A 14,279-nucleotide genomic window follows, 5' to 3' on the forward strand; every position below is an offset into this window, starting at 1 on the left:
GGTCAGGCGTCGGCCAGCGGCAGCAGGTCCACGCCGGTGTAGCGCTTGAAGGCCTCGGCCAGGCGACCGTCCGCCTTGGCCTTGTCGATGAAGCCGTTCACGGCGCGCAGCAGGTCGTCGCTGCCGTGGCGCATGCCAATGCCGATCATCTGCGTGCCGAGGGAGAGCTTCTTCTCGTAGTTGCGGCCGGGCTGCAGGCGGTTGGTCTGGGCGGGGATGAGGAACCCGGTCGCCGTCGCCTCCACCTGGCGCGACATCAGCGCCTGGATGGTGCTCGCGTCGTTGTCGTAGCGCATCATGACGGCGCCGGGCGCGCGCTCCACCACGATCGGGTCCTGGATGGCGCCGCGCACGACCGAGACGCGCTTGCCGCGCAGGTCTTCGAAGCTGCGGATGGCCGTGTCGCGCGGGGCCATGATGATGCTCTCCTGCGCGCAATAGGGCTTGGAGAAGAGGATCTGCTCGGCGCGCTGGGGCGTGATGGTCAGGGTGGCCATCACGAGGTCGGCCTTGCCCGTGAGGATGAACGGGATGCGGTTCTGGCTGGTGACGGGCACCAGCTCCATCGGCACGCCGAGCTCCTGCGCGAGCATCCGCCCCACCGCGATGTCGTAGCCGTCCGGCTGCATGGCGGTGTCGAGCATGCCCCAGGGCGGGTTGTTCGTGTCCATCGCGATCAGGATTTTGCCGCGCCGGCGGATCTCGTCGGTGGTCACGGCGCCGGACTGGGCACGGGCCGTGCCCGCCGCAAGGGGCAGCAGGGGCGCGAGGGCGAGAAGGCGGCGGCGGTCGATCATGGTGTTCTCCCTTGGCTTCTTAGTCGCGGATGCTGATGGCGCGCACGAACTGGGCGAGCTCCGGCGTCCGCGGGCGCTCGAAGATCTCGGCGGGCGAGCCTTCCTCGTGGACGCGGCCGGCGTGCATGAAGATCACGCGGTTCGCCGCCCGGCGCGCGAAGCTCATCTCGTGGGTCACCAGCAGCATGGTCATGCGGCGCGCGGCGAGGTCCTGCACCACCTCCAGCACCTCGCCCACCATCTCGGGGTCGAGGGCGGAGGTGATCTCGTCGCAGAGCAGGACCTTCGGCTCGAGCCCGAGGGCGCGGGCGATGGCCACGCGCTGCTGCTGGCCGCCGGAGAGGGCCGAGGGATAGGCATCCGCCCGCGGCGCCAGGCCCACGCGGTCGAGCAGGGTCTGGGCCATCGCCCGCGCCTCCGCCTTGCCGCGCCCGAGCACGACGGTCTGGGGCAGGGCCACGTTCTCGCGGGCGGTGAGATGGGGGAAGAGGTTGAAGCTCTGGAACACCATGCCGACGTCCTGGCGCAGCGCGCGGAGCGCCCCGGGCGCGCGGCTGACGGCGTGGCCGGCCACCGTGATGCTGCCGCCGTCGATCGCCTCCAGCCCGTTGATGCAGCGGAGCAGCGTGCTCTTGCCGGAGCCGCTGCGGCCGATGATCGCCACCACCTCGCCCGCCGCGACGTCGAGCGAAACGCCGTCGAGCACGGTCTGGCTGCCGTAGCGCTTATGCAGCGAGCGGAGCTGGACGATCGACATGCAGCCTCTTCTCCAGCCGGCGGCTGAGCAGGGTCAGGGGAAAGCAGAGGATGAAGTAGAGGGCGGCCGCGACGAGGTAGACGCTGATCGGCTGGAAGGTGAGGTTGTTCACGAACTGCGAGGCCTGGGTCAGCTCCTGGAAGCCGATGATGGAGGCGAGGGACGTGTTCTTCACCACCTGCACCATGAAGCCGACCGTGGGCGGCGTAGCGATGCGCAGGGATTGCGGCACGATCACGTGGCGGAACTGCTCGGCGCGGCTGAAGCCGAGGGCGGCCGAGGCCTGCCACTGCCCCTGCGGCACCGCCTCGATCGCGCCGCGCCAGATCTCCCCAAAATAGGCGCCGGCGTAGCAGGAGAGCGCGACGGTGACGGCGAAGTAGGCGTTCTGGCCATGGCCGGCCAGCGCCAGGCCGAAGAAGACGAGGAACAGCAGCATGAGCAGCGGCGTGCACTGGAAGAGGAGGATCCAGGCGCGGGCGACGCCGTTCGCCAGCCGGTGGCCGGACACCCGCATGAAGGCCAGCACGAGCCCGAGGGCGCCGCCGCCGGCATAGGCGATGAGCGACAGCGCGACGGTCCACTGCGTGGCCCGCAGCATGAAGAGGAACTCGGGCGTGCCGAAGCTCCGCATCACGCCCTTCCCCGGCGGGAGAACCAGGCCTGCTCGAGCCAGGCGAAGAGAAGCTTCAGCGCGAAGGCGATGAGGAGGTAGATCAGCGTGACGATGATGTAGACCTCGAAGGGGCGGAAGGTCTCGGTCTCCAGCACGTGGCCCACCGCCGTCAGCTCCTCCGCCGACACCGTGGAGACGACGCTCGACCCCAGCATCACGAGCACGAACTGGCTGCCGAGCGCCGGCGCCGCGACGCGGAGCGCGGGGAAGAGGACGATGTGGCGGATGATGTCGGTGGTGGAGAAGGCCAGCGCCCGCGCGGCCTCGATCTGCCCGCGCGGCACGGCCATGATGCCCGAGCGGATGATCTCGGTGCTGTAGGCGGCGCAGTTGACGGACATGCCGATCAGCGCCGCCTCCACCGGGTCGAGCGCGATGCCGAGGGAGGGGAGGCCGAAGTAGATGAGGAAGAGCTGGATGAGGAAGGGCGTGTTGCGGATGCACTCCACGTAGGCGCCGATCGCGATCCCCGCCCCGCGCCCGCCGAAGCTGCGCAGCACGGCGAAGAGCGTGCCGAAGGCCAGCCCGGCCAGCATGGCGGCGAGGGAGAGCTGGACGGTGAGCCACGCGCCCTTCGCGAGCAGGTCGAGGCTCGCGAGCACGGCGCCGAACTGGAACGTGTAGCCCATTCTTCCCGCGTTTCCTTCCCGATGGCACGCTAGCGGTCTGAAGCGTGAATTTCAACTTTCCAATCCTGGAAAATGTGTTCCAATCTGCGCGGCCGGGGTGACGGGATGACGGTGGACGCGGGGCGGGCAGGGCTGCTGGACGAGTTGCAGCGGCGCTACGCCGGGCTCAGCCCGCGCCTGCGGCAGGCGGCGCGCCACATCCTCGACCACCCGAATCAGGCGGCCCTGAGCACGGTGACGGCGCTGAGCGAGGCCGCCGGGGTGCAGCCCTCCGCCCTGATCCGCCTTGCCCAGGCCGTCGGCTTCTCCGGCTTCTCCGAGATGCAGAAGGTGCTCCGCTCCGCCCTGGCCGCGGCCTCGCCGAGCTACGGGGAGCGGGTGCACCAGCTCCGCGCCGCCGGGGCGGAGAGCGGGGCGATGGGCCTGCTGCGGCAGGCCGGCGCGCTGAACCAGCTCTCCCTGCAGAACCTGCTCGACACGGTGGACGCGGCGGCGCTGGACCGGGCGGTCGCGCTCCTCGCCCGGGCGCCGCTGGTGCACGTCGTCGGGCAGCGGCGCTCCCACCCCGTCGCGGGCTACATCGCCTACGGGCTCACCCGCTCGGGCCGGGCGGCGCGCCTCCTGGCCGGCGCCGCGGGCATGCTGCGGGACGAGGCGGAGACGATGCGGCCCGGCGACGCGCTCGTCGTCATCAGCCTGCACCCCTACTCGGCCGACGCGGTGGAGACGGCGGCCTGGGCGGCGGAGCACGGCGTCTCCGTGGTGGCCCTCTCCGACGGCCCGCTCAGCCCCCTTCTCGCCTCCGCCTCGGTGGCGCTCGACGTCCGGGACGCGGAGCTCTTCGGCTTCCGCTCCCTGGTGGCGCAGATGTGCCTGGCGCAGGTTCTCGTCCTCGGCGTCCTCCAGGCGGGGACGCCCGGGCATGCGTGAGGTGCCGGCCCGACGGATCGGACAAGGAGGTCCCCCATGAACGCCCCTCGCCGCCGCGCGCTGGTGCTCTCGCTCGCCGCGCCCGCCCTCCTCCCCCGCCTGGCCAGGGCCCAGGCCGCCTGGGCGCCCGTCCGCCCGGTGCGCGTGATCGTGCCCTTCGCCGCCGGCGGGCCGACCGACATCATCGCCCGCCTGTTGCAGGAGCCGCTGGCGGCGGAGCTCGGCCAGCCCGTGGTCGTCGAGAACCGGCCGGGGGCGGGCGGCAACATCGGCATCCAGGTGGCGGCGCGCGCGGCGCCGGACGGGCACACGCTGCTGTTCTGCTCCTCCGCCTTCGCGGCGAACCCCGCCCTGCAGCCGGCCGACCGGCCCGCGACCTACGACCCGCTGCGCGACTTCGCCCCGATCACCGTCGCCGTCACCTCCCCCAACGCCATCGTCGCGCACCCCGGCGCCGGCATCGCGACCCTGGCGGAGCTGGTGGCCCGCGCGCGGGCGGAGCCGGGGCGGCTCGACTACTCCAGCCCGGGCAGCGGCACCGGCCCGCACCTGACGGCCGAGATGTTCCGCCGCGCGCTGGGGATCGAGCTCACCCACGTGCCCTTCAACGGCGGCGCGCCGGGAATCCAGGCGGTGCTCGGCGGCACGGTGCCGCTGGGCTTCTCGGCCATGCCGGCCGCGCAGGGGCCGATCCGCGGGGGCCTGCTGGTCGGGCTCGCCACCACCGGTCCCGTGCGCTGGCCGGACCTGCCGGGGATGCCGACGGTGGCCGAGGCCGTGCTGCCCGGCTTCGAGGCGGAGACCTGGCAGTCGCTCCTCGCCCCCGCCGGCACGCCCGCGGCCGCGACGGCGCGGATCGCGGCCGTGGTCGCCGCCGCGCTGGCCGGGCCCGCGGCCGGGCAGCGGCTGCGCGGCATCGGCTTCCGCCCCGTGGCGAGCACCCCCGCCGCCTTCGCCGCCCAGCTCGCGACCGAGGTGCCCGCGCTCGCGGCCCTGGTGCGCGAGGCCGGCATCCGCGCCGACTGAAGGAGACCCAGGCTCTGCGCATCCTCAGCATCCGCGAGGCGGCCGTGCCCGTCCGCTCCTCCATGCGCAACGCCGTCTTCGACTTCGGGGAGATGACGACCTCCGTCGTGGCCGTGGTTACGGACCGGGTCGTGGAGGGGCGCCCCGTCGTCGGCTACGCCTTCAACGGCACCGGCCGCTACGCCTGCGGCGCGACCATGCGCGATCGCTTCATCCCGCGCCTGCTGGCCGAGGCGCCGGAGGCGCTGCTGGACGCGGAGGGCTTCATCGACCCCGAGCGCTGCCTGCCCGTCATGAACCGGCGCGAGAAGCCGGGCGGCGACGCCGAGCGCGCCTGGGCCATCGGCACCATCGAGACCGCGCTCTGGGACGCTTGCGCGAAGGCGCGGGGCGAGCCGCTCTGGTCGCTCCTCGCCCGCCGTTACGGCCCGGGCAGCCCGGGCGGGCGGGTGAGCTGCTACGTCGGCGGCGGCTGGTACCGGCCGGGGCAGACGGTCGCGGACCTGCAGGACGAGATGCGCCGGCACCGCGACGCCGGCTACGTCCAGCTCAAGACCAAGGTCGGCGGCCTCGCGATCGACGAGGACCGGCGGCGGATCGAGGGCGTGCTTGCCATCGTGGGGGAGGGGGCCAACCTCGCGGTGGACGCCAACGGCGCCTTCGACCGCGAGCGCGCGCTCGCCTACGCCGAAATGCTCGCGCCCTACGGCCTGCGCTGGTTCGAGGAGCCCGTGCACCCGCTCGACCTCGCGCTCTACGCCGAGGTCTGCGGCGCCTACGCGCCCCCGGTCGGCACGGGCGAGAACCTCTACTCGCTGCAGGACCTGACCAACATGGTCCGCTTCGGGGGGCTGCGGCCGGACCGCGACATCCTCCAGGTGGACCCGCCCCAGGCCTTCGGGATCGGGACCTTCGTGCGGATCGTGGCCATGGCGCAGGCGGCCGGCTTCTCGCGCGCGCAGATTTTCCCCCATGGCGGCAACCAGATGTCGCTTGCCGTGGTGGGCGGGCTGGGGCTGGGCGGGTGCGAATCCTACCCCGGCGTCTTCGGCGCCTTCGCGGGCTACGCCGACGACGCGCGCGTGGAGGACGGCTGGCTGCGCCTGCCGGACCGCCCGGGCATCGGCTTCGAGGGCCAGTCGGAGCTCTACGCGGTCATGCGGGGCATCGGCGCCTAGCGCCCCCTGGCGCCGCGAGAGCGTGAGTCCGCATTATTGATGATCCAGGCCGCGCCTGGCCGGCGCTAGGCGTTCCGAGGGGCTGCGGAGGCCCCTCAACGGAAAGCTTCCGGAAAGAATATTGACAATCCGGCCAGCCGGCTGCTCCCCTGGCCGCAACAAGGGCGAGGGGGACCCGGAAATGTCCACGACGAAGTTCGGCTGGCTCCGCGCGGGCGCCGCCGCCCTGGGCCTCCTCGCGGCCGCGCCGCCCGTCCTCGCCCAGCCGACCGCCGCCAACCCGCAGACCGTCACGATGTGGAGCCACTGGCCGGACGAGGCCTCCAAGCGGACCTACGTCGAGGGACGCGTCCGCGCTTTCGAGGCGTCGAACCCCCAGTGCCGCGTCCGGCTGAGCTTCATCCAGAAGGCCGACATCTACACCTCCGCCCGCGCCGCGGTGCGCACCGGCCAGGCCCCCGACATCTTCTGGCTCGAGCCCGACGAGATCGCCTTCGCGCGCAACGGCTTCCTCGAGCCCCTCGACAAGTACGTCGACCTCAACGGCCTGGAGGACTGGGCCCGCGCCTCCTGGACGCATAACGGCCGCGTCTACGGCCTGCCGCTCGAGGCCTACACCGTCGAGCTCTACTACAACCGCGACCGCGTCCGCGCCCTGGGCGTCGAGGTTCCCGCCAACGGGCAGATGAACCAGGCGCAGTTCACCGACCTCGTCCGCCGCGGCGTGGCCGCCGGCGTCACGCCGCTCGCCCAGGGCGTGGCCGACCGGCCCTTCCCGGGCGCCTACTTCCTCGAGGAGGTTCTGCTCCGCCGCCTCGGCCCCGACGATTACCGCAAGCTGCTGACGGGCCAGCTTCCCTTCCGCGACCCACGCGTGATGGCCGCCATGACCTGGGTGCGCGAGCTCGTGGACATCGGCGCCTATCCCCGCAGCATGGCGACCCTGAAGCTCGGCGAGTCCCACTACTACTTCCACACGAACCCCGGCGCGCTGATGTTCCCGATCGCGAGCTGGTACACCGGCCGCGCCTTCGTCCCGCCCGAGAGCGGCGGCCAGCCCCCCGGCTTCCCGCTCGGCCTCATGCAGTACCCGGTGATGGACAACAGCGACTGCCCGGAGTGCAAGACGCTCGCCGTCGGCGGCAGCTACGTCATGTACGCCCGCAGCCGCAACAAGGACTGCGCCGGCGCGCTGCTCAACTCCTTCGTCAACATCGAGAGCGGCAACCAGTGGATGGAGGGCGTGCTGCTGCAGACCGGCATCCGCACCGATCCCAGCCGGATCTCCGGCATCAACGCGCCCTATTTCCGTGAGCTCCAGCAGCGTTCCGAGGGCGCCCGCTTCTTCATCGGCACGCCCCTGCAGTACATGACCGGCCGCTGCGCCGACACCTTCCAGCAGGTGCTGAACCGCGCGCTCCCGGGCGGGCAGATCACCCCGCAGGACGCGGCCGCGCAGATGGACGCCGCCTGCGCCGCGGCGCCGCAATAGGCCGCCGCGTGTCGGCGCCGGCCGACGCCGCGCGCCTCCCCGCCGCCGCGGCACCGCGGCGGTGGTGGCCCGCCGCCCGGCGGGGGGAGCGCGATCCCGGCGCTCCCTCCTGGCTCACCCTCATGGCCTTCCTGGCGCCGGCCCTGCTGCTCTACGCAGGGCTCACCGCCTATCCCGTGGTCCGCACCTTCGCCGACAGCCTCTACGACCTCGAGAACATGGACGCGCCGCGCTTCGTCGGCCTCGCCCATTTCGTCGCGATCTGGTCGGACGAGACCTTCCTCCGCGCCATCCGCAACACCCTCGTCTGGTCCTTCGTCGCGCCCTTCCTCGACGTCGCGACGGGCCTGCTGCTGGCGCTCTGCCTCTACGCCGGCGTGCCCTTCGCCCGCTTCCTCCGCATCGCCTGGTTCACGCCCGTCCTGCTCTCCTACGTCGTCGTCTCCATCCTTTGGCTCTGGATCTACAACTACGACTGGGGCGCTCTGAACCTCGCGCTCCGCGCCTTGGGCCTCGACGGCTGGGCCCGCGCCTGGCTCGGGGAGTCCAGCACCGCGCTCGCCGCCCTCATGGTCACCCACGCCTGGAAGTGGGCCGGCTTCAACATGGTGGTCTGCCTCGCCGCCCTCCACGCCCTGCCCTCCGAGGTGCTGGAGGCGGCCGAGCTCGACCATTGCGGCTGGGCCGCCAAGCTTCGCCACATCATCATCCCGATGATGCGGCCGACGCTGCTGAACCTCTACATCCTCGCCTTCATCGGCAAGATGAAGGTCTTCGACCTCGTCTGGATCATGACGCAGGGTGGGCCGATGTGGTCCACGGAGACCGTGTCCACCTACGTCTACAAGCGCGCCTTCGCCTGGAACACCTTCGACCTCGGCTACCCTTCGGCCATCGCGGTCGTCTGGTTCATCATCGTGCTGGCCGCCGCCGCCGTCCTGCACCTGGCCTTCCGGCAGCGCGAGAAGCTGGAGTACTGAGCGTGCCGGACATCCCCATGCGAGAACAGGGGCGGGGCGATCGCCTGACCGCGCTCCTCCGCCGCGGCCCGCTGCTCGCCGTGCTCGTCCTCTACACCCTCTACACCACGCTGCCCTTCCTCTGGGTCGGCGCCATGTCGCTCCGCACCACCGCCGAGATCAGCGCCGACCACTACGGCCTTCCCTCGCCGGCCCATTGGGGCAAGTTCCGCGCGGCCTGGGTGGACAGCAACTTCGCCGGCTACTTCTGGAACAGCACCGTCGTCGTCGTCTCCGCGGTCGCGATCGTGACGGTGCTCGGGGCCATGGCGGCCCACGCGCTCGCGCGCTACCGCTTCCCCGGCAACCGGCTGATCTACTTCGTCCTCTTCTCCTCCATCATCTTCCCGCCGCAGATCGTGCTGCTCTCGCTCTTCCAGATCCTCGTGAACTACGACCTCTACAACACGCGGACGGGCCTCGTCCTCGTCTACGTCTCGCTCCAGCTGCCGCTCACGGTCTTTATCCTTGAGGCCTTCTTCGCCCGCATCCCGCAGGACCTCTTCGAGGCCGCGCGCATCGACGGTTACACCGACTTCCAGATCTTCCTGCGCATCGTGGTCCCCGTGGGGATGCCCGCCATCGTCACCACGGTCATCCTCAACTTCGTCCATCTCTGGAACGAGTACCTCTTCGCCGTCGTGCTCGTGAGCGACGAGGACCTGCGGACCCTGCCGGTCGGTATCCAGCGCTTCATGGGCGACTACTTCCAGGACATCGGCATGATCGCGACCGGCGTGATGATCGCGGTCATCCCGGTGATCGTCGTCTACGCTTTCTTCTCCGAGAAGCTGATCCAGGGAATGACGGCCGGGGCCGTCAAGTAGGGAACGACCAACGACCATGGCGACCGTCCAGCTCCAGGATGTCTGCAAGCGCTACGGCGGCGCGGGGGGGCTCGCCGCCGTGCAGGACGTCAGCCTGACCGTCGCCGACGGGGAGTTCATGGTCCTGCTTGGCCCCTCCGGCTGCGGCAAGTCCACCACGCTGCGCATGATCGCGGGGCTGGAGAGCATCAGCGACGGGCGCCTGGCCATCGACGGCCGCCCGATGAACGCGGTGCCCGCTAAGGACCGCGACATCGCCATGGTGTTCCAGTCCTACGCGCTCTACCCGCACATGACCGTGGCCGACAACCTTTCCTTCGGCCTCCGACGCCGCGGCACCCCGCGGGCCGAGATCGAGCGCCGCGTGGCCGCGACGGCGGAGATGCTCGGGCTGACCGAGTACCTTGCCCGCCGCCCCGCGGCCCTCTCCGGCGGGCAGCGCCAGCGCGTCGCCCTCGGCCGCGCCATCGTGCGGGAACCGAAGGTCTTCCTCTTCGACGAGCCCCTCTCCAACCTCGACGCCGCGCTGCGCGTCGCCACCCGCAACGAGCTGACGCGCCTGCACCGGCGCCTGGGCGCCACGATGATCTACGTCACGCACGACCAGGTGGAGGCCATGACCATGGGCAGCCGCATCTGCGTCATGAACCGCGGCCGCATCGCCCAGGTCGGCGCCCCGCTCGAGGTCTACCGCAACCCCGCCGACACCTTCGTCGCCCGCTTCCTCGGCAGCCCGCCGATGAACCTCCTGCCCGCGCGCCTTCGCCGCGCCGCGGGGGGGAGCGTCGCGCTGGTGGCCGGTGCCGAGCTGCCGCTGACCCGCTGGTCCGACGCCGCCCTCGAGGGCGTCGCGGAGGCGAGCTTCGGCATCCGCCCGGAGGAGATGCTCCTCCTCCCCCCCGACGCCGCGCCCCAGCCGGCCATCGCGGGCACGGTGGCCAGCGTCGAGCCGCTGGGCGCCGAAACCCTCCTCCTCGTGGACACCGCGGGCGGCGAGGTGACGGCGCGCCTGCACCGCGACACCGCCGCCCGCCCCGGCGACGCGGTCCGCCTCGGCATCCCCTCGGCCGCCGCCTATCTCTTCGGCCCCGACGGCCGCGCGATCGAGGCCGACCGGCCGGCGGCCGGGGCGGCGCTGAACTAGTGCTCCGCGTCGGCCTTGTCGGTGCCGGCAGGGCCAGCCCGCGGCATCGTCTCGTCCGGGGCGCCCGGGCCGACAACCCCGGGACGCCGCGCCGGGTGGAGCGCGGCGACCGGAGGGCGGCCCCGCCGTGACCTCTCCCGAGCCCGAGATCGTCCAGGCGCTGCAGGAGGAGATCATCTTCGGCCGCCTGCCGCCCGGGACCCGCCTCGTGGAGGACGCGCTCCTCGCCCGCTTCGGCGTCTCCCGCCACTACGTCCGCCAGGCGCTGGACCGGCTCGAGCGCCTCGGCCTCGCGGTCGGCGAGCGCCACAAGGGCTTCACCGTCCGCTCCCTCTCCCCCGTCGAGGTCGAGCAGATCTACGAGGTGCGGGAGCTCGTGCAGCGCCAGGCCGCGCTCCGCATCCCGCTGCCGGCGCCGCCCGCCCTGGTCGAGGCGTTGACGGCCATCAACGCCGAGCTCGCCGGCCACATGGAGGCGCGCGACCTCCGCGGCGTGCACGACACCAACGACCGCTTCCATCTCTGCCTCTTCGGCGCCTGCGGCAACGCCTACCTGCTGGCCACCGTGCAGCACTACATGCGCCTGAGCCTGCCCGTGCGCGCCAAGACGCTGGCGGACGAGGCCTCCCTCCGCGTCTCGCACGACCAGCACCGCCTGATGATCCGGATGCTCCAGGGCCGCGACAACTGGGTCCTCGCCCAGCTCTGTGTGGACCACCTGCAGCCGAGCAAGAACGAGTACCTCACCCGCGCCGGCCTCCGCGACACGCAGGCCGCGTGACGCCCCTGGCGCTTACGCGCCCGGCGTCCCAGCGCTGCTCCTCCGACGGGCGAAGATCCGGTCGCCGAGGGCCACCGCCACGGTGAGCGCCATGAAGCCCACGGAGGCCCCGAAGACCCAGCGCGGCGCCCCGTGGTCGAGGATCCAGCCGAAGAGGAGCGGCCCCGCGGCGCCCCCGATGTTGAAGCCGGTGGAGACGATGCCGAAGGCCCGTCCCGACCCGCCCGGCGGCGCGGCCGCTTGCACCATCATGTCCCGCGACGGCGCGATGACGCCGGAGAGGAACCCCGCCGCGCCGAGGGCCAGCATCAGCGCGACCGGCCCGATATCGGCCACGGCGACGAACAGGGTCAGCAGCGCCGTCAGCGCGAAGGCCCCCGCCGCGACGTCGCCGTGCCGCCGCGTGCGGTCCGCCAGCAAGCCGCCAACCAGCACGCCGAAGGCGCTGAGCATGAGGAAGGCCGTCAGGGCCGCGTTCGCCTGCGTGAGGCTCACCCCGTAGCCGCCGACGAGCGCGGCGACCGAGAAGTTCTGGATGGCCCCGTTGGACAGGCTGAGCAGCGTGAAGAACACGGTCAGCGAGGCGATCGCCGCGGTGAACACCGAGCCGCCCGCGGCCTCCGCGCCTCCGGCGGCGCGTGCCCGCGCCGCGTCCTCCCCCTGCGCGGCGGGAAGGCGCATGGGCAGGATGAGGCCGACCAGCAGCAGCCCGGCGAGCCCCACCACGCCGAGCGCCACGCCCGGCCCGGCGAGCAGCGCGAGACCGATCAGCACCGCGGGGGCGATGGCCGTCCCGAGGTAGCCCGCGAAGGTGTGCAGCGAGAAGGCGCGGCCGAGTTGCGCCTTGGGGATGCCGGCCGAGAGCAGCGCGTAGTCCGCCGGATGGAAGGCGCCGTTGGCGAGCCCGGCCAGCGCCGCCCCCGCGAGCAGCCCGGCATAGGTCCCGACCAGCCCGATGGACAGGAGCGCCAGCCCGCCGAGCCCCAGCCCGGCCGCGAGCACGCGCCGGGCGCCGATCCGGTCCACCAGGAAGCCGATCGGCGCCTGAGCCACGGCCGAGACGACGTTGAAAACGGTCAGCGCCAGGCCGAGCTCGACGAAGCCGACCCGCAGGCTGTCGCGGAGGAAGGGGAAGAGCGGCGGCAGGGCGAGGATGTAGACGTGGCTCATCAAGTGGGCGAGCGACACCAGCAGGAGGAGGCGCCTCGCCCCCGCGGGTTCCCGGCTTCCCGGACGCGGGCCGACCGCCTCGTCCACCGCCCGCGAATAGCCCTGGCGCACCGACAATGACGTTTCCTCCAGGTTCCTCGCGGGCCCTTCGTTCGGCCGCCTCTTGGCAGGACCCCGATGCGTTCCACAGGTCGTGCGCCGACGCAAACATCCAAGACCGGCGCGGCAGGCATCGGCGGTGTCCGTCGCGCCCGGCCCTCCCGGCGGCCTTGCGAAGGGCCGCTGCCCACCGCGCCAGGACGGCCCATGGCGTGACCGCCCTGTGATCGCCCGGCCCTTGCAAGGCGTGCGGGTGCGAGCCACCCTCCGGCACCGCCGCGCCGCAAGGCGCGCGGCGGCGAGGAGCAGGCCAAGCCACAACGGCCGGCGCCCGACGACCAGGGAAGGAAGTTCCATGTCAGCGTCGTGCCAAGGGGCCGGCAGCCCGCCGGCATGAATTACGCGTTCGAGTTCGGGCAGGTCTTCGCCGCCTGGGATGAGCTCCTGGCGGGCGCGCTGCGGACGCTGTGGCTGTCCGCGGCCGCCATGGCGATCGGCATGGTCGTGGCGGTGCTCGGCGCGCTGGGCAAGACCAACGGGCCGGTGGCGCTGCGCTGGCTGATCGACGCCTACATCGAGCTCATCCGCAACACGCCCTTCCTCATCCAGATCTTCGTCGTGTTCTTCGGCCTGCCCGCCATCGGCATCCGGCTCGAGGCCGACCAGGCCTCGCTGCTGGCCCTCGTGGTCAACGTGGGCGCCTACGGCATCGAGATCATCCGCGCCGGCATCGAGAGCATCGCCACGGGGCAGGTCGAGGCCGGCAAGGCGCTGGGCCTGAAGCCGCTGCAGGTGTTCCGCCTCGTCGTGCTCAAGCCTGCCATCCAGGCCATCTACCCGTCGCTCACCAGCCAGTTCATCCTCCTGATGCTGAACTCCAGCGTCTGCTCGGCCATCGCGGCGAGCGAGCTGACCGGGGCCGCCAACGACATCCAGGCGCGGAACTTCCGCAGCTTCGAGGTCTACTTCGTGGTCACCGGCATCTACTTCGCCCTGTCGCTGCTGTTCTGGGGAATCTTCGCGCTGATCGAGCGCCGCTTCCTCCGCCAGCCGGCGCCGCGCTGAGGACGGGGCGGCATGCGCAGCCTCGGCCTCAACGAGATCCTCTTCATCCTGGCGGCGGCGCGCTGGACGCTGCTGCTCTCGGCCTGCGCCTTCGTCGGCGGCAGCGTCGGCGGCATCCTCATCGCCCTGATGCGAAGCGGCCGGATCAAGGCGCTGCGCTGGTTCGCCTTCGGCTACATCAAGCTGTTCCAGGGCACGCCGCTGCTGATGCAGCTCGTCCTCGCCTTCTTCGTGCCCGGCATCTTCGGCATCGACGTCAATCCCTGGGGCGCCGCCGCCCTGGGGCTGTCGCTGCACGCCAGCGCCTTCCTCGGCGAGATCTGGCGCGGCAGCATCGAGGTGGTGCCGCGCGGTCAGTGGGAATCCTCGGCCGCGCTCGGGCTGCGCTACTGGAGCCAGATGCGCCTGGTGGTGCTGCCGCAGGCCTTCCGCATCGCCATCCCGCCGACGGTCGGCTTCCTCGTGCAGCTGATCAAGGGCACCTCGCTGGCCTCCATCATCGGCTTCGTGGAACTGACCCGCGCCGCACAGGTGATCAACAACGCCACCTTCCACCCCTTCACCATCTTCGGCATCGTGGGCCTGACCTACTTCGCCCTCTGCTGGCCGCTCTCGGCCTACAGCAAGCGCATGGAGCGCAAGCTGGCCCTCGCCAGCCGTTGACCGAACAAGCCGCATGGGAGAACCAC

General features: G+C 72.0%; 15 protein-coding genes. 10 read left to right on the forward strand and 5 right to left on the reverse strand.

The window, feature by feature from the left end; translation table 11 throughout:
• Positions 1-2 precede the first annotated feature (2 nt).
• Genes EAH89_RS10085 through EAH89_RS10100 form a run of 4 tightly spaced genes read right to left on the reverse strand, consistent with a single transcriptional unit; the run spans position 3 to position 2,859 of the window.
• Complete coding sequence (locus tag EAH89_RS10085) at positions 3-797, reverse strand: transporter substrate-binding domain-containing protein (RefSeq protein ID WP_140882687.1); 795 nt, start codon at positions 795-797, stop codon at positions 3-5.
• A gap of 19 nt (positions 798-816) precedes the next feature.
• Entirely contained in the window at positions 817-1,554 is a 738-nt protein-coding gene (locus EAH89_RS10090) for an amino acid ABC transporter ATP-binding protein (protein WP_140882688.1), read from the reverse strand.
• Entirely contained in the window at positions 1,523-2,188 is a 666-nt protein-coding gene (locus EAH89_RS10095; protein ID WP_140882689.1) for an amino acid ABC transporter permease, read from the reverse strand. Before EAH89_RS10095 ends, EAH89_RS10090 begins: the two co-directional genes overlap by 32 nt.
• On the reverse strand, positions 2,188-2,859 hold the full coding sequence (locus EAH89_RS10100) for an amino acid ABC transporter permease (RefSeq protein ID WP_140882690.1): 672 nt from the start codon (positions 2,857-2,859) through the stop codon (positions 2,188-2,190). Before EAH89_RS10100 ends, EAH89_RS10095 begins: the two co-directional genes overlap by 1 nt.
• A gap of 105 nt (positions 2,860-2,964) precedes the next feature.
• On the opposite strand from EAH89_RS10100, the gene EAH89_RS10105 reads away from it, so the two are divergent.
• From EAH89_RS10105 to EAH89_RS10140, 8 genes are all read left to right on the forward strand, one after another.
• Positions 2,965-3,789, forward strand: a complete 825-nt coding sequence (locus EAH89_RS10105) for a MurR/RpiR family transcriptional regulator (RefSeq protein WP_161993532.1) — start codon at positions 2,965-2,967, stop codon at positions 3,787-3,789.
• Positions 3,790-3,825: 36 nt separating this feature from the next.
• Positions 3,826-4,815 (forward strand): Bug family tripartite tricarboxylate transporter substrate binding protein, encoded by a 990-nt coding sequence (locus EAH89_RS10110; protein WP_140882692.1) that lies wholly within the window; start codon positions 3,826-3,828, stop codon positions 4,813-4,815.
• A 44-nt stretch (positions 4,816-4,859) separates the two neighbouring features.
• Complete coding sequence (locus EAH89_RS10115) at positions 4,860-5,993, forward strand: enolase C-terminal domain-like protein (protein ID WP_241666941.1); 1,134 nt, start codon at positions 4,860-4,862, stop codon at positions 5,991-5,993.
• 181 nt (positions 5,994-6,174) lie between these two features.
• On the forward strand, positions 6,175-7,485 hold the full coding sequence (locus EAH89_RS10120) for an ABC transporter substrate-binding protein (RefSeq protein ID WP_140882693.1): 1,311 nt from the start codon (positions 6,175-6,177) through the stop codon (positions 7,483-7,485).
• An 8-nt stretch (positions 7,486-7,493) separates the two neighbouring features.
• A complete protein-coding gene (locus tag EAH89_RS10125) occupies positions 7,494-8,465 on the forward strand; it encodes a carbohydrate ABC transporter permease (RefSeq protein WP_140882694.1) in 972 nt (323 codons plus the stop codon).
• A 2-nt stretch (positions 8,466-8,467) separates the two neighbouring features.
• Positions 8,468-9,331, forward strand: a complete 864-nt coding sequence (locus EAH89_RS10130) for a carbohydrate ABC transporter permease (protein WP_206667498.1) — start codon at positions 8,468-8,470, stop codon at positions 9,329-9,331.
• Between the two features lie 16 nt (positions 9,332-9,347).
• A complete protein-coding gene (locus EAH89_RS10135; protein ID WP_140882695.1) occupies positions 9,348-10,475 on the forward strand; it encodes an ABC transporter ATP-binding protein in 1,128 nt (375 codons plus the stop codon).
• Positions 10,476-10,602: 127 nt separating this feature from the next.
• The gene (locus EAH89_RS10140; protein ID WP_140882696.1) at positions 10,603-11,256 is read left to right on the forward strand and encodes a GntR family transcriptional regulator; all 654 of its coding nucleotides are present in this window, start codon (positions 10,603-10,605) and stop codon (positions 11,254-11,256) included.
• Between the two features lie 12 nt (positions 11,257-11,268).
• Here the strand turns inward: EAH89_RS10140 and EAH89_RS10145 are convergent, their stop codons facing one another.
• Entirely contained in the window at positions 11,269-12,537 is a 1,269-nt protein-coding gene (locus tag EAH89_RS10145; protein WP_241666951.1) for an MFS transporter, read from the reverse strand.
• Positions 12,538-12,918: 381 nt separating this feature from the next.
• Here EAH89_RS10145 and EAH89_RS10150 point away from each other — a divergent pair, with 381 nt between their 5' ends.
• Both EAH89_RS10150 and EAH89_RS10155 read left to right on the forward strand, forming a co-directional pair.
• On the forward strand, positions 12,919-13,590 hold the full coding sequence (locus tag EAH89_RS10150; protein WP_140882697.1) for an amino acid ABC transporter permease: 672 nt from the start codon (positions 12,919-12,921) through the stop codon (positions 13,588-13,590).
• A 12-nt stretch (positions 13,591-13,602) separates the two neighbouring features.
• Positions 13,603-14,253, forward strand: coding sequence for an amino acid ABC transporter permease (locus EAH89_RS10155; protein WP_140882698.1), 651 nt, complete (start codon positions 13,603-13,605; stop codon positions 14,251-14,253).
• Positions 14,254-14,279 lie beyond the last annotated feature (26 nt).

It is taken from the genome of Muricoccus nepalensis, assembly GCF_006438825.1.
GTDB lineage: Bacteria > Pseudomonadota > Alphaproteobacteria > Acetobacterales > Acetobacteraceae > Roseomonas > Roseomonas nepalensis.